General features: G+C 40.1%; 14 protein-coding genes. 2 read left to right on the top strand and 12 right to left on the bottom strand.

Translation table 11 applies throughout. The features are described from left to right. Positions 1-43: 43 nt before the first annotated feature. Both IGJ99_RS09130 and IGJ99_RS09135 read right to left on the bottom strand, forming a co-directional pair. Positions 44-583: a hypothetical protein gene (locus IGJ99_RS09130; RefSeq protein ID WP_010735054.1), complete on the bottom strand. Its 540-nt coding sequence runs from the start codon at positions 581-583 to the stop codon at positions 44-46. Positions 584-603: 20 nt separating this feature from the next. Then, entirely contained in the window at positions 604-6,624 is a 6,021-nt protein-coding gene (locus IGJ99_RS09135) for an InlB B-repeat-containing protein (RefSeq protein WP_438770772.1), read from the bottom strand. A 773-nt stretch (positions 6,625-7,397) separates the two neighbouring features. Here IGJ99_RS09135 and IGJ99_RS09140 point away from each other — a divergent pair. Continuing rightward, the gene (locus IGJ99_RS09140; protein WP_224434103.1) at positions 7,398-8,900 is read left to right on the top strand and encodes a helix-turn-helix domain-containing protein; all 1,503 of its coding nucleotides are present in this window, start codon (positions 7,398-7,400) and stop codon (positions 8,898-8,900) included. Positions 8,901-9,112: 212 nt separating this feature from the next. On the opposite strand, the gene IGJ99_RS09145 is transcribed toward IGJ99_RS09140, so the two are convergent. The 4 genes from IGJ99_RS09145 to IGJ99_RS09160 all read right to left on the bottom strand — a co-directional run bounded on the left by IGJ99_RS09145 (position 9,113) and on the right by IGJ99_RS09160 (position 10,924). Next, positions 9,113-10,105 carry a zinc-dependent alcohol dehydrogenase family protein gene (locus IGJ99_RS09145; protein ID WP_096081610.1) on the bottom strand — a complete coding sequence of 331 codons (993 nt, stop codon included), beginning with the start codon at positions 10,103-10,105 and terminating at the stop codon, positions 9,113-9,115. Between the two features lie 258 nt (positions 10,106-10,363). Next, positions 10,364-10,648, bottom strand: coding sequence for a hypothetical protein (locus tag IGJ99_RS09150; RefSeq protein ID WP_438770773.1), 285 nt, complete (start codon positions 10,646-10,648; stop codon positions 10,364-10,366). After that, positions 10,632-10,760, bottom strand: a complete 129-nt coding sequence (locus tag IGJ99_RS09155; protein ID WP_438770774.1) for a hypothetical protein — start codon at positions 10,758-10,760, stop codon at positions 10,632-10,634. The genes IGJ99_RS09150 and IGJ99_RS09155 overlap by 17 nt, the downstream gene beginning before the upstream one ends. Next, entirely contained in the window at positions 10,757-10,924 is a 168-nt protein-coding gene (locus IGJ99_RS09160) for a hypothetical protein (protein WP_023519947.1), read from the bottom strand. The genes IGJ99_RS09155 and IGJ99_RS09160 overlap by 4 nt, the downstream gene beginning before the upstream one ends. Positions 10,925-12,052: 1,128 nt before the next feature. On the opposite strand from IGJ99_RS09160, the gene IGJ99_RS09165 reads away from it, so the two are divergent. Then, a complete protein-coding gene (locus IGJ99_RS09165; RefSeq protein WP_438770775.1) occupies positions 12,053-12,880 on the top strand; it encodes a hypothetical protein in 828 nt (275 codons plus the stop codon). Positions 12,881-13,302: 422 nt separating this feature from the next. Here the strand turns inward: IGJ99_RS09165 and IGJ99_RS09170 are convergent, their stop codons facing one another. The 6 genes from IGJ99_RS09170 to IGJ99_RS09195 all read right to left on the bottom strand — a co-directional run bounded on the left by IGJ99_RS09170 (position 13,303) and on the right by IGJ99_RS09195 (position 21,719). Next, positions 13,303-14,310, bottom strand: coding sequence for a DUF916 and DUF3324 domain-containing protein (locus IGJ99_RS09170; protein WP_023519948.1), 1,008 nt, complete (start codon positions 14,308-14,310; stop codon positions 13,303-13,305). A gap of 127 nt (positions 14,311-14,437) precedes the next feature. Continuing rightward, positions 14,438-15,013: a hypothetical protein gene (locus tag IGJ99_RS09175; RefSeq protein WP_010735043.1), complete on the bottom strand. Its 576-nt coding sequence runs from the start codon at positions 15,011-15,013 to the stop codon at positions 14,438-14,440. Between the two features lie 23 nt (positions 15,014-15,036). Continuing rightward, positions 15,037-15,597, bottom strand: a complete 561-nt coding sequence (locus tag IGJ99_RS09180) for a WxL domain-containing protein (protein WP_153830211.1) — start codon at positions 15,595-15,597, stop codon at positions 15,037-15,039. Continuing rightward, a complete protein-coding gene (locus IGJ99_RS09185; protein ID WP_010735041.1) occupies positions 15,594-15,899 on the bottom strand; it encodes an LPXTG cell wall anchor domain-containing protein in 306 nt (101 codons plus the stop codon). Before IGJ99_RS09185 ends, IGJ99_RS09180 begins: the two co-directional genes overlap by 4 nt. A gap of 12 nt (positions 15,900-15,911) precedes the next feature. Continuing rightward, the gene (locus tag IGJ99_RS09190) at positions 15,912-18,791 is read right to left on the bottom strand and encodes a hypothetical protein (RefSeq protein ID WP_438770776.1); all 2,880 of its coding nucleotides are present in this window, start codon (positions 18,789-18,791) and stop codon (positions 15,912-15,914) included. Between the two features lie 552 nt (positions 18,792-19,343). Continuing rightward, positions 19,344-21,719, bottom strand: coding sequence for a phosphoketolase family protein (locus tag IGJ99_RS09195; protein WP_438770777.1), 2,376 nt, complete (start codon positions 21,717-21,719; stop codon positions 19,344-19,346). Positions 21,720-21,927: the final 208 nt, after the last annotated feature.

A 21,927-nucleotide genomic window follows, 5' to 3' on the forward strand; every position in this document is an offset into this window, starting at 1 on the left:
TTTATGTCTTTATATCCTAAAGCATGATTGCTTTATTCCCTCTTTATTGATTGACATTGATGGTCACGTCAACCGTCGTTTTACCCATAAGCTTTTTATTTTCTAAATCATAAAACTCTAGTTCCACTACTCCTGGATGCGTGCCTGTCGTTAACTCTTTTGCTAATGTCAATTCGGTTACTTCATATCCAGGCTCCAATAAGCCTGTTTCATATAATGTTTCTTTAGAATCCTTCATAGACAATATGGCTTGTTGCCCATAACGATTGGTCGGCAAGTTTTGGATCCAGATATTGCCCGTTTTCCCATCCGCATTGACACTGACTTCTGGATACACATTGATAGTTACATTACTATCGTCTACCGCTTGATTGGCATATTTTTTCAGTTGATCGCCTGTCATTTTTTCCGCATGTTTGATTTCCGGAAAATCGTCCGACAAAATCTGCGTTGGTTGGATATTGACATACCAATACCAACCAATCGCAACAAACGCAAGCAATAATAAAAGAAGCGCCAGTAATCTTTTTTTCTTTTGTTGTTCATTTTTTTCAGTTATTTTCTGTGTTTCCTGTGTGATCATGTTCACCTTCTTGTGTGTGTTCAATTTATCTTCGCAGCAAGGTGTAAATTTAACTTGCCTGTTACTTTATTATTTTGTGTGGTATCCCCAAAATATTTTCCTGTAAAACCAAGCGACATTCGGGAATCTGACGGCACTGATTCCGCCCATTGAGTACCAGCAAAAGTACTTGCTTGTCCAACTAACGGCTTTTCAGATGGTGCCGCACCGATTCGTTGTAAATATAAAAACATCGATTCGCTCGTCGTCTCTTGTTCTGATGAATCTAAAAAGACAATATTTGAAGTACTTGCTAATTCCACATCGTTTTTGGTATGGAAGGAAACTGTCAGTTCTGTCGTTGTCGAATGATTGACCACCTCGTAATCATCACTAGTCACTTGATCGTCTAGGACATCAAAAGCCATCCGAACCGGTAACGTTACATGGATCGCTGGATCACTTTCCACCACAAAAGGAACGGTATATTCCCATGTGGCTGTTTCACCATTAACCAATGACTCGCTGACAACGATCTTACCAATCGTCGCTCCTTCTTTTGACGTATCAGGATATTGAGTGAAACCTTCAATTTTCAAGGTTGGATATTGACTGATATCTAAATATCGCCCAACTTGACGATCCATATCTTCACGAGACATTCCTAACACTGTTTTTTGTTCCCTTGGATTTAAACGATCGATGTTTATTCGTTCAAACCCCTTCGCAGTGATTTGATAACGACTTCGATTATCCGATATCCTTGACTGCACCACATTATCTTGGAAGTTGTCCAGTCTGCCATTGGCTTCTGCATGGAAAATTTCCACGATATCGCCTTTCGTAACTGATAGTCTTCGATTTGTTCCAAAACCATTCAATGTGTCTAACCTTTGATTGCCATTTACAGAAAAATCGAAATCTGGCGTTTGTGCATTCATTGGACCACTAGAAACAGTTGCTTGGTTATAGTGCCTGATTTGATAATACATATCATCTCCAAAATAGGGATGAACCGAAGTTCCAGCTAATGCACTATTATAGGTCGCAACAATTTGTGTTTGATCACTGTTCAAGCTTAAAGTTGCTGCTCGTAGGTCTGTTCCTTGAAAACTAATGCCTCTTACATTTAGCGAATGACCAAACTGATAAGTGACAGGAACATCGATCGTAGCTAATACTGTGCCATTTTTTGAAACCTCTACACGTGCAGCTTGACCATTCAGTGAATCAGGGAAACTTACAAAACGTGCATCATAATCCTCTGTTTCAGTTTGATCTTTGAAGACTGTGACAAAGTCTTTTGCCTGATAATCCGTTTCTCCATATCCATAGTTCAAAACTTGGTTCTTTGGCTGGATATCTGTATAATTTCCGATACCAGTAAAACCAATGATGCCTTGTTCATTGATGACCCCGATTGAAAAGCGTTCGGCATTATTCCGATTGATCTGGAATGTACCTGATGTGATCTCTCCTGCCAAGTCCGCTTGATATGGATTGAATAAGCGAACAGGTTGTCCTGCAAGATCTAAAGTTACTGTTACTTGGTTGGTTGAGACAGCTGTATCTACTTCTGGTTGGATCGAGTGGAAGAACTCGGCTGTTTGCGCTCCATTCGTCTGCCATCTCAAGTACGGATAAGTTCGATTGGCATTGCTCCCCAAAGCAAAACCTGTGAACCACTTCTCACCAAACCCAAGTTCAGTTATCGTTCTATCGATCAATCCTGTAGTACTACGTGCTTCACCCACACCATTCGTTGTTGTTTTTCTTGTCGTGCTTGAATCAAAATAAACATTGATTGCTGTAATTCCTGTGGTAGTATTCGAAATTGGTTCTCCAGCAGTAAATCCTGCGACGAATAAATTCGTAAGTTGTGCGGTAGCAGTTGCACTTATCGCTCCGATCACCCCTTGTGCATTTGATGAACCAACACTATAATTGTCGGTCATCACTAACTGAGCATTGCCTTCGATCTTTCCGACAAAACCACCAGATCCACTAGTAACATTCCCAAGGATATAGCCATTGTGATAACTCTCATTGATCGTTACATTTCCTGCTAAACGACCAACAAATCCGCCAGCATAACTATTTCCACTTCGTAAATCACTCGAATTGATACTTCGCTCAATCTGCACTTGACCATTTTCTGTCACATAGCCAATCAATCCTCCACGATAGCTAGCAGTTAAAGAATTAACTGTCGAGCGAGTTTCACTATGTGTATCGATGATCGTAACTGTACCAGATACTTCACCGACCAGCCCGCCTAGATTCAAGGTATAATTATTACCACCAGTAAAATTCACTTTTGAACTAGCGTGATTTATGGTAAGCACGCCCGTCGTGCGACCGACGAGACCACCTAATAGACCGTTCGAAGTATTCGAGTGAAGATTACTTGATGCTTGGCTATTCGTAATCGTTAGTTGTCCATTGTTTTCTCCAATAAAAGCTCCACTTCCATTTGACTGGTTTGAAACAATGCTACTGTTACTGTCCATCCTGATATTCTCAAGTTCAACAATATTTCCTGTACCGATTTGAGCAATCACCCCGGCTGTATAGTTGGTATATGACTGTTCTCTAGTATTCGTCACTCTCAAGTTTTCAAATGTCAGATTCTCAATTCGTAAAGAATCATTCCCGACTGAGCGAATAAAGGCTAAGTCTATTTCTCCACTAGTCAAAGTCAAATTCTTGATGACCGCATGATTACCGATCAATTTCCCTCCGTATCCTTGTCTGCCAGAAAAAGTACCTGCATTTGCCATATCGATTGCTATCCCATCTTCTGGTTCAATCGAATAGTTTTCATCGTCTGGATCAAAAGGTGCTTGACTATTCAAAAAGCGACTTAGATCTTCTGATGTACGAATGACCGTTTGCACATAATTTGCTGTCACTGTTGCATCTTCTGTCCCCATCGTGAAAGTAGCCGTTCGATTTTTTTGATCAACATTTGTCACTGTACTTCCTGTGCCTGTCACGCTAAATCCAACAAAACGATACCCTGTATTTGCTTCAGCTGCCTGAATCATTGTTGTTTCCCCTTCGATAAAATTCGTTTGGTCAGCGTTTGGATCAGCTGCACTCCCTGCCAAGGGATCACGGGCCAGTGTCAAACTCATTCGCCGTGCGGTAAAGCCCACGACTCCTTGCTGATTGATGACACCAATCGACACTCTTGCAATAGATCCACGATTGAAAGTGAAGGTTCCTGCTGTCGCTTCACCAGCTAAGCCAGAACTATATGGATTGAATAGTTTCAATGGCTCGTTTTGTAGATCTAACGTTACCGACACTTGATTACCCATTACTTGACGATCGACCATTGGATCGATGCTGTCAAAAAACATAGATGGTTGCGTATTTTGGGTCTGCCAACTCAAGTATGGATAAGTTTTATTCGTGCGTTGAGCCACTGAAAAGTCGGTTCGCCAACGACTCCCGAAACCTAGCGCAATAGTTGTTGACTCAATCAACTCTAGCGTAGTTTTCGCTTCACCTACTCCAGTCGTAGTTGATTTGTTCGTTGTACTGGAATCATAATACACATTGGTCGTAGTGATACCCATCGTATCTGAGGTAATGGGTTGTCCCCCTGTAAACCCTGCAACAAATAGTTGGCTGAGTGTCACTCGATCCGTTAATTGATTGATCCCGATCACACCATTGCTATTGGAGGAGCCGATGCTATAACTATCCACGATACCAAGTGCGCCATTGCCTTCGGTCATACCAATGAACCCAGCAGTTCCTAGACTTGTACTTCCTTGAACATGTCCATTGTGATAGCTTTCCTCGATTTTAGCAGTTCCTGACATCCTTCCGATAAATCCGCCCACATAACTGCTACTTCCTCGCATATCACTGGCATTGATACTTCGTTGGATCGTGACATCTCCTGAGAAGGTCACTCGACCAATCATTCCACCTCGATATGTCCCGCTCGATGAATTGATTGCTGTTTGGCTTTCACTCACAGAATCAGTGATTGTTACCTCACTGCTGGTTTCGCCCACTAGTCCACCGATATTTAATGTATATGAACCACCACCAGTAAAAGTAACTCGAGAAAGACTACTCTCAATGGTCAATGAACCGTCATTTTTACCAACGAGTCCACCCATTAGTCCATTAGCTGTGTTGGAATGTAACGTTCCTGAAACCTCACTGTTTTTGATCAATGCTGAACCTTGGTTGTTCCCGATCAATCCTGCACTTCCATCGGGTTGACTAGCAGTAATTTGACTGTTTTCATCGAGCGTGATATTTTCAAGCTCAACTGACTTACTGCTTACTACTTGACCGATGATTCCAGCCACGTTAGACCGCGTCCTCGTATCATTGACGAGTACTCCTTCTAACTTCAAGTTCTCGATTCGTGAAAGGTTGCCACCGTTTAACGTTTGGATCAATCCAAGAGAAACGCCGGAATCTACTAATGAGAGATTTTTAATGATCGTGCCATTTCCGATCAGATGACCAGAAAATTGACTACGTCCTGAAAAATCACCTTCTCCTGACATGTCGATCGTTTGATTTGATTCTGGTTCGATCGTGTAAGTCTGGTCGTTTGCATCATAAGGAGACTCACTTCGTAAAAATTTTCCGAGATCATCGGCATTACGGATAATCGTTGAGGCGTATTCTGCTGTGACTGTCGCATTTTCAGTTCCCATGGTAAAGGTTGCTGTTCGATTTGCTAAATCAACATTTGTGATCGTACCATTACCTGTCACATTGAAACCAGCAAAACGATAGCCAGGAGAAGGTACGCCTGCTGTGACTGTCGTCGTTGCACCTACTACTAGAGTAGTCGTTGGTGCATCTGAATTACTTGCACTTCCGGCCTGTGGCGAATGTGCCAGAGTCAAGCTTCGATTACTCAACTCATAACATGCGGTAACGGTCGCATTTTGTGATCCCATAGTAAATGTGCCTGTGCGATTAGCTATATTCACATTCGTGATCGAACTTCCTGTACCACTCACATCAAACCCTGCAAATTGATATCCCGTCGCTGGGGCCGCCGCAGTCACTGTTGTTGTTTCTCCCATTTGAAGAGTTGTCTCTCCCGCTGTTGGGTTTCCTGCACTTTCTGCTTCCGGAGAACGTCCTAAGGTCAATGTTTGAAGTGTAATTGGTAGTTCAGTAAAGCTCCCTCGAATTGCCTGACGAACTGTCGCTGTGTAGTTCGGATAATATGCATGTGCAGGAAGGGTTCTCATATAGAAGTACGTATTAAAAATCCAATCTAGATCTATCGTAAATGAATTGGTTCGTGCACTAGTAATTGACGCAGCTCTAATTCGTTCCACAACAATGCTAAACTCATGAAAGTCTGCCAATACACCCTCTCTAACATCTGTAGGTGGTGATACAACTGCCGACTTTATATTGTACGGCGAGCTTTCTCGAACTGTAATTAAAAAGTCCCCTTGGTTATGTTCAATAACTGCATTTCCAAATTGATAGTCATTTCGAATAGGCATCGAATAGAAAGAAACCCCCGCTTGTAACAACGAGCCTATACTATCATTTGCGCTATCCCTATACAAATACTGCCTCGGCAAATTAACCGTGCCTTCAATCTTATCCCCTATCCTATTCCCTAATTGATCGCTACCATTCCACGATACCCTTGCACGGCTATCATTGGCAAAGAAATTAGCATATGTCGTTGGGAATTGCGTACGGCCGGGTGCATTCGCATTGCCTTGTAAAAATCTAGTAATAAAATGATGATCTAGACTCGTGAGTAAATTAGGTACATTCCGCAGACCGGGATCTAATTTTATTACCCCCTTATCCCCCTGGGTCTTTTCTTCCGAAGCATAGGTCTTTTGGGCGTCCCCGCTCTCTACAGGTACTTCTCTTGAAAGTTCATCGTTCTCTGTTGGGGAATCATCATCTGTTGATTCACTTATTTGTCCAGCAGTGCTCTCTTTTGTTGTTTCTGCTATAACACTGATACTATTTCCTAATGACGAGAAAAGCAGCAAGATAATTACAATAATATGTAAACTTTGTTTCTTATAAAAATGAGTCATTTCCTCCTCCTACTCTACACGTATTATTTGACGTGACGTAATCTGCTGATTTTTGGCAAAAAGTTATACTCAATGTATGGAATGTACTAATTTATAGTGATTCATTTTCTACTTAGTGTCTTCTATTGCACGATTGATTTCCTAAACAACTGTTCTTTACATTAGAACATGCCTACTTTTTTAGATATCGCTAGTTATATGTTCGACTAATTAAATAGCTGCACCCCTTTCTTAACCCAGATGAAACTACGATATTAAATAACGACGTAACAAAGCTGTTATTTTTTCATCTTTTGATTATAATAACACTAATCTACCCTTTGTTTATTTTTATTTTTTTTCGAACAAAAAAAATAAAGCACTGCCTTATTTCTATAAGTTCTGTAATTCTAGTAATAGTCATTGGTTGCAATACATATATCTATAGCCAAAACTATTTTTTTATTATTCAGAAAAAAATATCACACTATACACCTAAGAAATTTTTGTATACTTTTTATTGAAAAAACAAAATATCTTCACTTATAAAAAATAACAAAATTATTTAAAAAACAATTATTCGATAAAAAACACGGCAATTCCAACTATTTCCCCTTAATTTAAAACAGATTATTTTTAAATTATAATGATTTTTTATTTCAAACGTTTGTTTTTTTTGTATACTTATAATATGCACATCTTTCCCTGAGCCTATCTAACTATGTGTTTTAACTTTAAAGAGAGACTATATTTCTTACATATTTATAGAAAAATAAAGATTGGAAGCCAGAATAATGGAAAATTTACCCATCACCTTACAACTTGATAATCAGTTTAAACGACAATATCAAATTTTAAATTTAGTACATAAAAATAAAACCAACCAGTTAACGCTCAATGATCTTTCTCTTAACTTAGAGAAGTCAAAACCAACACTAAAAAAAGACATCGAGGAAATCAACCATGCGCTGAATGAGCAGTGCGTTTCACTAAAGATTGATCACAAAGGACTACTATCGTTTCACTACAAAAAGGTAATGACGATCGATTCAATGATCACCTTATTAGCTAAAAGGACCATCACCTACCAGATCATGGATCTATTGCTTCATAATGTAACTTACTCAACCGATGAATTAGCCGATGCCTTGATGGTCTCTAGAAGTACAATTTTTAAAACGATCCGTCATATGAATAATATCTTGAAGGAATTCAGTGTGACGATCACCACTGGACCATTGAGTTTATCAGGTAGAGAAGAAGATATTCGTTTTTGTTTTTTTGCCTTTTACTCAAGTTTTGGCGATAGTACGATCATTGATTCAGATAGTGAAATCGATGCACAGTATTTAGTCGACGAAGGCCATAAAAGAGATCATGCCTTTTTACATTTTAGCCATTTTCGTGCCGCTTTATGGCTGTCGATTGCAAAAGCACGTTGGAAGTGTAAAAAACTTTGCAACTTAAATCGAAGTATCAAAGTGTTGATCAAAAGCAGCAAAGGCTTCTCTTCACTTGAGCCATTATTACAGGATTACTATCTTTCACGCTCCAATGAAACACTCTCATTAAATGAAACGATGTGGTTATACTTGGTCTCACTTCATTGTATTTCCTACACACGTCAAAGCAATTTGGACGATGGTCGCTCCTATGCATTTTATCGAGAAGAAAGCCCGGGTGTCATCGAAGCGATCCAACGTTTTCTAGCGACTGTTTTCCCGGAACACATGATCAAAGACGGGACACTAGAAAAAATGGAAGCTTACTTGGTCAATGCGCGTTTACTTTCTAAAATGAGCCATACTTATGAATTACATTCACCCACGATGGTGACACAAATGAAGGCACGTTATTCTGAGCTCTACCAAGTATGGCTTGAAAAACTAACGATTCTAAAAAATAACCCATTATTTGGTTTTGTTCATATCGACTATCTTGCAGCTGCGTTGACAACGTTTCATGCTTCGCTGTTGATGAAGCAGTCGTATCGCCCTTTACGCATTTTGTTTACGATCCAAGGACCGCCATCTTTAGATGATTATATCCTGAATGAGATCGAGACACTTTTTATGCAACGGTCAACGGTCGAATTTCAAATTGAACATGCTGTCACAAAAGAATCGATCGAAACCTACCAAGCTGATCTCGTAGTTTGTAATTACGATCTTCATTTGATTGATGAACAGGTTTGTCGCATCCATCGAATCTCCAATGTACCGACGATAGCGGATTGGCGTCTTTTAATGGAGACGATCACTTATTTGTCTTTGCCTGCGTATTCAGAAACTAACTAAAGGAAAAACACTCCCTATCCTTTAGCCGTGATCTCAAAAAGACGTCGAAACAGACGTGTTTAACCTCGAGAAATAAGGCGCCACCCACGAAATTTGTTCTCCAAGTTTTCGTGGGTGGCGCCTTATTTTGCGAAGAGGTTTCTTCTATTCTTGCCGTTCATTCGGTTTTAAGTGGTACGAGAGGACGAATATCACACTCTCTTTTGATTGTCTCAGCCCTCTAATGGAACATTGAAATTTAAAAATATTTTCCTTTTTTTCTTTTCTGCTTCTACTAAAGCCTGGCGATACTCAGAAATTGGATATACGGGAGCGGTAGTTAGTAGATTCAATTGTCCCTCTTCAACCAAACGGAATAGTTGTTGAAATTGTTTTTGCCATTCTTCATTGGAAACCGAATCCGCCCAATGCCTTAGATGATAGACTTTAGCTTGGATCGGCAATGTTTGGATAAACGCCCAATCAACTTGTTGACCAGAGAGTAACCCGATCGCAACGAACTTCCCATACGGTTGAATCGCTCGCGCCATGGTTTCACCGCTTTTCCCACCTACTTGATCAATCGCCGCCCTTACGCCTTTCCCCTTTGTATATGCTAAAATTTGCGGCAACGTTGTTTCTTCATCCCAAAGAACGACCAAATCTGCTCCTAGTTCAGTTAACTCTTCTTTATATTTTTCGTGGCGAACGATTGCAATGACTTTAAATGATAAAATTTTACTCAATTGGATAAAAATTCTACTAATGGAAGAATTTCCTGCGTTGAGCAAAATATGATCTCCTTTATTCAGGTTCAATTCTTTTGTACAGATCAACCAGGCGGTTACAGGATTGATGTACATCTGGGCAGCTGTCAAAAGATCGACCGAAGAGGGAACAATAACTAATTCACTCTTGGGTACTGTGTGATAGGTTTGCCAAGTTCCTTCCCCTCGTAGAGGTAAAACGTATTGTCCTATCATTTGTTCATCCTGAGGATCAGTGACTTGGATCACTTTCCCGACACCTTCATACCCAGCAATTTGTGGCAAGTTGATGCGATGTGCATAGGCGCCGTGGATTGGAATCAAATCAGAAGGATTGATTGGAGCCACTAACATTTTGACCAAGACTTCTCCTTGTCTTAAAGAGAGTGGTTGCTCTGCTAGTTGCACAACCTCTTGTGGCAAGCCAAACGCTCGGTAAATCAGACAGTGATTTTTCATTTTTTTCTCCTTTGATGATCGTTGGATTCTTTTCACAAGTGTAACATTTACCTAAAATAAAAAGAAGACTATGCGCGCCTTAGAAACGAATAAACGGCGGAAACAGAAGTACGATCTTCAAAAAAAGACGACCACAAAAATTTTAAGAAGCGATTTTCATGGTTGTCGCCTTATTTATTGAGCTTAAACACTTCTGTTCCCATCTCTTGTGATATCCGTGAGATAATGAACCGGTACAGATCAATTAGTAATGACGTATCAGTTGACTGCTACGACTGTTACTTTGACAGTTTTTGCCCCAAAACCATACTGATTCGCCATCAGTACCACTTCATATTCGCCAGGAATAGGCAAAACATTGTTCTCTTTGATGACTGCACCTTTCACGACTTTGCCATCACTATAAACAGTTCGTGCATTTGTCGCTTTGATGATGGAGGCGTCATCTATTTCTTCGGCCGTAATAACAGCATCTTCCGCTAAAAAAGTATAGCCTTCTGTAAGATTTTCAGAACGAACGATCACTTCAACTGTTTTTTTCAATATCTCCTTTATCGATACCGATCGTTACTTCATAGTAACCGACTTCGTCTTTGACTGTCGATGCTTTGATCACTGGTCGTGCGTCGACTGGTTGACTAGATAAATCTGTCACAGTGGCCCGACTGCCGTTAAGATTGATTGATCATCCGTCTGTCCGACAGTCACAGCAGCATCCGCTACATTTAAAATGTACTCTTGTTGTGGAACTTGCTCCCCAACAACTGTGATTTTCACTGTTGTTTCCACACATTCATCTTGTTCAAGACCAATCGTCACTTCATATTCTCCTGGAGTATTTGTCCTACTAGTACAGTCACGTCTTTTGCTAAAATCGTATATTTTGTTTCTTCTTATTTCTCATTTAAAACTGTTACTTTTACTACTTTTTCCACACTGACACCTTCTTTTAAGCCAATGGTTATCTGGTATTCTCCTGGATTTGATTCAACGGTTGTTGCTTTGATATAAGGCGTGAAATCACTTAGAGGTTCCCTTCTCCATCAACAACTTTCGCATCTGCAGCCACTAAGAGTGACTTAGGATCAATTTTTTCAGGCAAGACAGTTGCATCATAAGCGACTAACTCATACTTTTGTTCTAAACGATTGATTTGTTCTCGGTTAGAAGTGATCGATACTAGTCAAGACTGATTGCGTTGACTCGTCTGTATCGAATCATTCCCCTTCCTCTTTTCTACTGATTGAATTGTTGCTGACACATGGGAAACTGTCACCATTGTTGTCGACACAGAGAGAGCGAGCAACATCAACGGACACATTGTTTTCTTTTTTTCATAATGTAAATCATCCTCCTAAGGAAATTTTACCCACCAATTATCTACGGATAGATTCTTCACCCATTCATAGTCCCTTTTTATTAGCGGTTTTTTGCAAATAAATAACAATCTACATCCTTTAACCAAGAATAATAACACCATTCATCAGCGTTATCGTGCTTATTATTTCCTATTATATAAATAAACACCAATAACTTAGAAATATTCGTCATTGATTATTTCTATTAAAAGAACATTCAATTATTAGAAATCTCCCAGTATCATAATTTTTTCAGAAATAAAAAAGAAAAATCGAAATATCCCAGCTAAGATTCGATGGCTGCTCCATCATGGAACAGCCATTTAATGTTATACTGGATTTGTGAAACCCTTACCAAATACTTACAATAAGCAATTGAAGAAATCATACTTTTATGGATACAGCTTATTGATTAAAAATGAAAATAGATCAAAATGAACCGATTGAAGATTCCATGCTCTATCTTGAGCAAACACTGATCGTCAAATAATATGTACAACAAGAGAAACTATCCGCGTTAGGGAAAATTTTTGCTTTGGTTGGTTTAGCCGAAATCACCTATGCAAGTTAATTACCAGTTACCCAGTCATTGATCCAGTATGTAGAAAAAACGATTGCGACGTCAGACGGTTTTTCTTATACCGGAAAAGCAGAAGATATCGTTCCTTGCTACAATGCAATGTTACTGGAAGCCTATGTTCGTCTCGGTTTAGGGCAAAAACTTTCTGCACAGCGAGCACTCATGTGGATCAAAAATTATCAGCTCTTTGAACGGAATCAAACAATCTCATGGACAGGACGTGGTATTTGTCAACATGGCGGTTGCTTAAGAAAAACCCCTTGTTACATCGGCATTGGAAAAACTGTTCGTGCGTTGATCACTTATCAAAAAATGGTGGATCAAACTGACCCACAAGTAAAAAAAATGATCACTGATGGTGTGATGTATATGGAAAAGCATCAATGGTTCAAACGCTTATCGAATGGACAGCCCATTTCTGCACACATTACAGAAAATATGTTTCCACAAGGCTACGTTTTATCCTTGACCGATCTTATCTACATCGCTTCTCATACTCCAGATCTTGATCAAGCGGCATTACGCCCACTGATCGAGTTATTGAAAATGAAGCAAACCAAAACAAAAGGTTGGAAAAATGAATATATCTATCGCTATAATGGTTACCAACCTTTCAGTATGCGTCGCCAAGACTGTCCTTGGATCACTGAAATGATCTTACATTTCATCCGTACAAACTTGTTAAAATCATTTTATAAAAATGGTCGATATATAACAAAGGAACCTAATTTCACTTTTTTAAATGTTATTAAAAAACGAACGTTCCGCATGAACACCTTTTCACAAATATCTTTAAATCAAGCTTTCATATATAAAAATCACTTATTTTTATTTTAAAATCAAAAAAAATATTTTGTTATGATACTATTAATAGTTTTAAAAATAACACAAAAATGGTATTATTTGATTACGAAGATTATAGAGGAGTGAATGATGTTGGTTCAGTTAAGCAAGTTTTTATTTTGGTTTCCTTTAAGTATTGCCGTGCTAGCATTTTTTTATTTCTTTAAATTAACTAAGCGCACTTTCCTGGTGTTCCTAGCTGCATGTCCAGTGATTTATTTTATCACTAAAATCATGGCGTATTACTTTTACGATTCTCTGAGGGTGTTTGTATATTACGAAATCGGCCTTCTAATATCTGTGATTTTTTTCATCAGTGTGCTTTATTATTTCTATAAAAAACGCTAACTGACAGAAAGAGATTGTGATCCCTATGCTAAGACTCGTGTTAACATAAGGATCACAACCCCTTTTGGTTACTCTTCTTTTTTCTTCTTACGTATGAATAGAAAATAAATGATCAATAGAAGGATGATCCCAAGTAAGACACCCACAACTACATAGACCCAAGTTGGGATTGACTGCTGATTCACTTTAGAGATTGCTACCTTATTCACTTCTTTCGCATCACTCTCACTGATTGAAAAATCGCGATCGAATACCCATTCGTTGTCTTTTGCATCTGAGATTGTCAAATGTAAGGAATAATCTCCCGCTTCCAGTCGTTCATTGTCCCAATCGATTGCAAATCGATACGTTGACAAGGGCGCCATTTGCATCTCTTTATCATAAGATACTTCTTTTATGACTTCCCCTGTGGCATCTTTCACCTCAGCTGCATATTTCAAATGACCGATCGCATCCATCGTTGGATTCTTCAAAGTTGCTACCACACTTGTTTTCCCAAATGAAATGGCTGGTTCGACGCCTTCTAATTCCACCTTTCTTTGCACTTCATTCGTATTATTCGTTAATTTCAATCCTAAGACATAGCCATAATTGTTAACGATTTGGCCCTCTTGTTCCGCTTGACCTATTTTCATGACATGGATGGCTGCCAAGATTTGTCCATCAAATTCTTTTTCCGGCATTGTGAGGTCAACGCTAACTTCTTGTGACTTCCCACCAGCTAAAGTGATGCTTTCTGGGACTTTCGCAATGTTGTTGATTTGAAATTCCTCCGGTATATCTGATTCATCAGTTGGTTGCGTGTAATCAATAAATCCTTGATCATTCGTATAGGCTTGGTTTACTGCAACCTGATAAGTTGACTCTTCATTCGATGTATTTTCTATCAGGAACTTGATCGTTTGTTTTTGACCAGGTTCTAATTGTAAATCAAAATAAGTTAATTTTTTATCGGCTTGATTTTCTGGAATAATTGCTTTGATATGAAAGCCCACTTCACTCTCAGTCTCTGCCTCGGTGACTAAGGGGAAGCAAAAAGCAAACATGAAACAAATGATTAAAATTATTTTCCGCATCACTACACCTCATTTATCGATTCATTTGGTTTTTCCCAGAGATTTGATCATGAACAAAAACCTATAGAAAGAATTGAAGCAATCGCTGAATGCGATTGCTCCAATCTTCTCAATTTGAACACAGCCATTAAGAAGCATCTGCCGTATTGTACAATTGATAATTGATCGTACCGTTCAAGACATTATTTACTTGTAAGACATTGCTCGGATCGGTAAAACCAATTGCGATCGATGTTACCGGAGTGGTGATTTGACCGGTATTATTTCCGGCATCTGGTGTAGTCGCTGATCGAGCGACAATCCCAGTTGCGCCTGTACCAACTAATTGTGCGCCATTGATTTGGAATGAATTCACATCAAATGTGGCTGGTGCAGCTGCTCGTGTCAATTGATTATTCGCAACAGTTGCTCTCACAGACCATGCTTGAGCGATACTATCATTTGAAACAACGATATTTCCTGGTGTACCGATCGTTCCAGTACTAAGTGAATACGTGCCATTTTCGATTTCCGTCTCAAACGCATAAGTCGCTGGAACGGCATCGAGTCTTAAATCTCCTGAAGTAGCATCGGTGATCGTTACAGTCGTTGGTGTACTTCCAGTTTGTCCTGGTACCTCTGCTGCGAATGCTGCTACTCCACCTATATTTACTAAAATCAACCCTGCGAATACTGCACTTAATGTTTTTGTTTTGTGGTTCATTTTTATTCCTCCTTGATTTTCAATTAATCTACATCGGCAACCACATTTACGAGGTTGACCGTCTGTATCGCTTTATAGGTACCACTTGGACTATTAGCAGGAACACTCAACTTAATACTTTCTTTCGGGATGATCAATCGAAAGTTTTGTTTCGTTCCTTGACTGACTTTGACGAGTTCTTGCGTTTCACCATGACTGATATATTCTATATCATTGACTTGATAGACACTGTTTTTTTCTGTCGTCAACTGTCCATCTTTCATAGAAAGTTTTGCTGTATATTCCTGCTGATTTTTAAAAGCAGATAATGAATAATCGAGTTTCCACCCGTTTGTTCCAGAACGATTGTCAACCACTTCGATCACTAGATCTTGCTTTGCTGGTACTTCAATGTCCGTCTCAGGGACTGGGTAGCGATCAAAAGTTGGGGGTATTACTTTCTTTAAATAAATAGCAGGTTCGATGATTTGGACATTCACTGCTGATTTTTTCTCTTCACCAACAGAAGACGCTCGAATCTTTGAAGGAGAAACAAACATCAGGGGCAAGATAAATAGTAGCAACCATTTGATTTTAGGCTTCATCGCTTCTGCCTCCTTGATCGATACATCAGTCCGACAAATCCAATCAGCAATGTACCGAGAAATGCAGACGTTCCATACAACAAACTACCTGTTTGCGGAAGCATCCCTTCCGCTTGCGGTTTGGTCGTTCCACTTTCACCCTTATCTATGGGACTCACTTCGTCTTTTTCATATAATTCAAACTGGATTTCTTGCTGATCGGAAGCAATCACCTCGTCGGCAAACGTAGGAGCGACTCGCACAAAGCCAGTGAACAAAACAACACTAAGCAGGAACAAAAGATTCATAGTTATTCTCTTCATCTCATCGCCTCCTTATTCGATCGTAGCCGTGTTATATAGCTTCCAATTGGCTGTTGCTCGTCCACTATAATCACCTACAGGCAACAGTTTTGAGCTATTTAACAATACACCCGCATTTTCACTCATATTCAGCGTATAAACATAACCAGTCGGGGTCACACTCGCAGAATCAAACACTTTGATTGGTGAATTACCCAGATTTTGAACCGCACTCGTAGGACTTGTTTTCCAGACGAAAGAAAAAGGTGCGTTCGTTCCACTCGTGATCGAAAGTCCAACTGACCAATTTCTTGTTGTTCGTGGATCTCTCGAATCCCATACCTTTAATTCTAAGCTATTGCCCGCATCACGATCCAAGATCCCTTTACTTTGACGAACCTTTCGATTCGTCCATTTGAATGTACTTGGTGCCTGCTCAAGTCTTAATTCTCCAGTGTAGTTTACCGTCAGATTCAATGACGCTGCCGGTTCTTCAGGTTTCGTCATTTTTCCGGAGGAGTAGACTTCAATGACAAATTTATTCTCACCATAATCAAAATATTTTGTTGGGATCATTAACTGTGTATTTGCGTTAAAATTTGTCGCCCCTGTTGTCGTGACATCAGAGAATGGAACATCAGTGAGATAATTCGTTCCTTTTCTCACTTTGAAACTCAATCGATCGCCGATATCTAAATCTTTCCAATAAAATGTTCTTTTGTACCCAGGATCGCGATTCGCAGAGATATCCAACGTCTCACTAAAATTGGTCACCGTATTGACATTTTCCCATGACAAAGCAGTAAATTGATCCGTTTTTCGAACCCAATAATACACGGTATCGCCATAGTAGATGATGTTTGTTGTATCATTTGGTGTCGTTCCCACTGGATTTGCCAAGACTGAACTTCCGTAACTAGTTAGTGCATCCGCTGACAATGTTCTTGTTGGTGCTGAATAACTCAGTGTCGCTGAATCTCCTGGATTGAGATTGATCGCGTTATTGGCTATTGTCGTGACCACTGTGATCACACCAGTCGTTGTATTATTTGTCACGACTGTTGCTAAATTTGCTGGGGCAATCGTTGACGTCACCCCTGCAGCAGTCGTTTTCGTGATCGTCGGTATGACTGTCGCATTTGTTGCCAAATTGACTGCTTTCGCATCAAGTACCGTCGTCCACCTCGTAGTATTCAAGGCTGCTTCACCTGTATTTACCTTGATCGTTGATTGGATCTTAGCTGGCTGCTCACTCATCAAATATTTACTTTTACTTGTATCTGTACTTGGAACAGTCACAGATGTATTGGCGTTGTCCAATACATTACTCGTCACTGTCGCGCCTATCGGTATCGGCGGCTGAGTAAAAGCAAAACGAACTTGTCCTGATACGCTACCGTTGGCCGCTGTAAATCCCCAGTAGGCTCGATTGTTGTTGGTCGCTAATTGTAATTCCGAGTTCAAATCCCCCCAAGGTATCGTTGTGTCAGCAGTTTTTGCTCCATTGACAGGATTTCTAAATGAATACGTAAAGTTCCGTGTGTTGCTATTAAAGCTATAATTGAACTCGTACCATGTTCCATCTTGGACATTGGTACTGACAGCTCCATTAAGTGGGATCAAGCTGTTGTGTTTGATCCGTCCGGGATTGGCGAGGGTCAAAGTGAACCACTCATTTGCTCCTAAATCACCATTCACTGCATTGATTGGTTGATACGTTCGGCTTAGGTTACCCGGAAAGGTATACGCCATATGTGGCGTACTTCCAGCAGGAATCTGTGCGTCATAGCGTGCTCTACCAGTTACTGCTTCATTGGCAAATAAATCAAATTCAACCGCAAATGAATTACGAATAGCTGTCGTTTCTGGCGTTCTCTGAGCCAATAACTCATAGTAGCCGCCAGTCGCTCCGTAGACACCCAAGTTTTGACCGTCGACACCTACCGCTCGTGAGTTCGTAATGGCCGTTGTTTTTCTTGCATCGTTATGCATGACAAACGCCACGCCATCTGCTTGTTGTGTGCCAAAATTGACGTAGACACGTTGCGAAAAGGATTTTGTGAAATCCAAGCGATACGCGTCATTTGACCAAATCGACGTCCAGTTATTACTCCCCGAAAGAGAGATTTGTGAAAATGGTTTTCCGCCATTGTCATTTGTATTCGTGACATTTGAAACGACAGCCCCACCATTTGGTGCGGCAAAAGCGCCACTGATAGGGATAGCTCCCGGCGGTACGTATTGGGAACCTGTACCTGTTGCAAAAGCTTGGATTGCTCGTGCCTGGGGTGGTTGATAGTCAGAAGACGTCGAGCTTTGCTCTTCCGCTACTTTCGCTTCACTGGTTGCTTGCTGTGTCTCGGTTGTTTCCTGATTTTCTCCAGTTTCGCTATTTTCTTCAATGGTACCGCTCGTTACTTTGGTTGGTTGACTCCCTGAAGTACCTGATTGATCATTATTTTCTGGTTCAACAAGTGGAAGAATTTCTCCTTCAGGTGGTGTCAGATCCGTCAGTGTTCCATTTGCGGACTTGTACTTGACAAATAATCGAACAGGTTCAGTTGGTTTGGTAAAATGTAGGGTAGAAAATTGTTCTTCTGTCAACACCTGATTCTCAGTAATGGATTGATCATCTATCATACGTGGGATTTTTTCACCCTTAGAATCAATCAAATTTACGGAAAATTGTAACGCTTCAGATGAATTTTTTTCTAGTTTAAAACGCACCCCTTTATTCGTGTCTTCGAGTGATAACGCCACTTCTCCATTATCGACCAACACATTTGTTGACTGCCTTTGATTGACATCAGCAAAAACAGAAGAGCAAACGCCTCCAATAAAGAACACCACAATAATAATGAACGTTATAAAAAACGGTCGCGTATTGGTTTGAATTCCATTCCTTATCCCCACAAACTTTACCTCCTTTGTCCAAACTATCGCAATTTGAATATAGAAGACTTTTAAAAAGTCGTTACTTTTATCATTTTTTCAAATAGCCTTTGAGATCAGGTCCATTTCTACTAGATTTCACTAGAAAATGAAAATTTATCAAAGACTATTATGTAAAAACAACGGAGGAACTAAGCGAGTTACCCAAAATAAAAAAATAAAACTATGTATAATCTAACTATTCTCTTACGATATCTCTCATCAAAAAAATAATAACATGCTTTATTTTTTAAATGAATTTTTATGCTTATAACATTATGTATTTAGAGAACAACAACTATAATAAAACACTTCAATACCAATAGTTGGAAACGCAATCGCAAAATATTAATATTTATGAACAAACAATGAATACGATGCTCATTGTATGCATGACTCGCTTTTTTAATCAACTAATAGGTTGCTTTAATTTTCCCCACACTAAAATTCTGCAAAGCAACTAAATTTACGATTGCTAAAAAAACACTAGTAAAGGCAGATAGATCCGCGTTTTACTAGTGTCATTCTTAGTTATTATTCCTTCACCCGAGCTAACTCCGTCCATTTCCAGTTTTCCACTACTGGCAGATCATGACCTTCTTTCCGAATATACTCTCGATGTGCTTTCAATTGTTGCGTCATTTCCTCAGAAAAAGCTGTTGCTTCTTCACCGTACACAGTTACCGCTGCATGTTGCGCTAAGTGGAAACGATCCAACTCACTAAAGACACGCATATCAAACGGTGTAGTGATATCGCCATTTTCTCGATAACCATGAACCATCAATTGGTGATTGTGCCGTAAGAAGAAAATATCCCGGATCATGCCTTCATAGCCATGGAAAGCAAACAGAATTGGTTTGTCTTTCGTAAAGAACGTGTCAAACGCTTCATCACTTAGTCCTCTCCGATCAACGGATGGGTGTCTTAACTTCAAGATATCCACCACGTTGATAAAGCGGATTTTTAGTTGTGGAAATGCTTGATTCAATAGCGAGACTGCCGCAAGTGCTTCAAGGTTTGGTTCTGTGCCTGCTGCTGCGACCACTAGATCTGGCTCTTCATTCGCAGAAACCGTACTAGCCCACTCGATGATTTTCAACCCCTCATTGGCTAGTTCTTCTGCTTCTGTTGCAGAATAAAATTGCGGACGTGGATGTTTACTGGAAATAATCAAGTTGATGACTTGCTCTTCTTGCAACGCACGATCCATCACAGCCATCAAACTATTCGCATCTGCAGGCAAGTATTCGCGAATAAACTCTGCTTTCTTCTCTGCTAGATGGGTCAACACACCAGGATCTTGGTGGGTATACCCATTGTGATCTTGTTGAAAAACAGTCGATGTGGCAATCAAGTTCAATGAAGGATAGTTTTTCCGCCAAGGCTGATCACTAGCTTTACGCATCCACTTGAAGTGTTGCGTCAACATCGAGTCAACCACACGTAAAAAAGATTCGTAACTAGCAAAGAACCCGTGTCGCCCTGTCAAAACATACCCTTCTAAAAATCCTTCTGCTTGATGTTCCGACAGTTGTCCATCAATGACCCTTCCTACAGAAGACTGCCACTCATCTGAAGCATCTTTAGGTTCCAACCATTGTCGATCTGTCACTTCAAAGACTTTATTCAAGCGATTGGATTTTGTTTCATCCGGGCCAAAGATCCGAAAATTGGTTGGGTTCTTCGTGATTACATCTCTGGCTTGTTCTCCAAAGACCATCATATCTTGCGCAACAACAGCTCCTGGTGTTGCAGTATCCACGGCATAGTTTTTCCAATCAGTCATAACTAACGGTTTGGGATCGATTCCGCCATTTGTGATTGGATTTGTCGACATCCGACGATTGCCTTTCGGTGAAAGATCTTTGATTTCTTGTTTGATTCTTCCTTGTTCATCAAACAGCTCTTCCGGACGATAAGATTGTAACCAATCAATCAAATGATCGACGTGTTCCATATGCTCAGAATCGACTGGAATCGGTACTTGATGCGCACGAAACGTTCCTTCCACTTGTTCATTTTCCCACGTCTTTGGTCCTGTCCAGCCTTTTGGCGTCCGAAAAATAATGACGGGCCACCTTGGCATCGTGGCTGATTCCGCAGGTGCTTGTCTTGCTTCGTTTTGGATTTCTTTGATTTCTTCGATCACTGTATCTAGCGTTAAAGCCAGGATGTGATGAACAACCTCTGGATCTGTTCCCTCAACAAAATATGGTTTCCAACCCATTCCTTCGAAATACTTTCGAAGATCCTCATCACTCTTGCGGGCAAGGATGGTTGGATTAGAAATTTTTCCGCCATTCAAATTCAAAATTGGTAACACCGCACCGTCATTGACCGGATTGATAAAGACATTTGAAAACCAACCGCCAGCTAATGGACCTGTTTCTGCTTCGCCATCGCCTACAACTGTCGCCGCGATCACATCCGGATGATCAAGGATCGCACCTGTCGCATGGGCAAGTGAATAGCCAAGTTCTCCACCTTCATGGATCGATCCTGGTGTTTCCGGCGCAGCATGGGATGCAATCCCGCCAGGATAAGAAAACACCCGACATAAATGTGCCAATCCGGCTTCATCTTCTGTAAATTCAGGATAGATCTCACTGTAACTGCCATCAATATAAGAATTGGATACCATCACTTGTCCACCATGACCAGGGCCCTCTATGTAAAACATATCCAAATCGTATTTATTGATGACACGATTTAAATGTGCATACACAAAATTTTGTCCAGCAATCGTTCCCCAATGCCCAATAGGATGTGTCTTTACATCGTCTTTAGTTAATGGACGGCGTAATAATGGATTATCTTTTAAATACATTTGAGCAACAGAAATATAATTTGCAGCCCGCCACCAAGCATCTAATTGTTCGAATTCTATTTGTTTGTCTACGTTTGTCATATCGAACACCCCTTTAATCATTGCTAGTCCTACGAAAGAACAAAAAATGAGTCTGGCCTTTACCAGAGTGTCCAGACTCATCTTCGTCGCTTCTTTCGACTGCTCGTATGTGCTATCCCTTAATCAGCTGATAACATTACGGTATTTATTTAACTTTAACTTGAATCTCTAAGAAATGACATCATAACGCTCTACTTCTTTGAAAAAG

Origin of the sequence: Enterococcus sp. AZ095b, from assembly GCF_051714725.1 — a bacterium.
In the GTDB taxonomy this organism is placed as follows: domain Bacteria; phylum Bacillota; class Bacilli; order Lactobacillales; family Enterococcaceae; genus Enterococcus_B; species Enterococcus_B pernyi.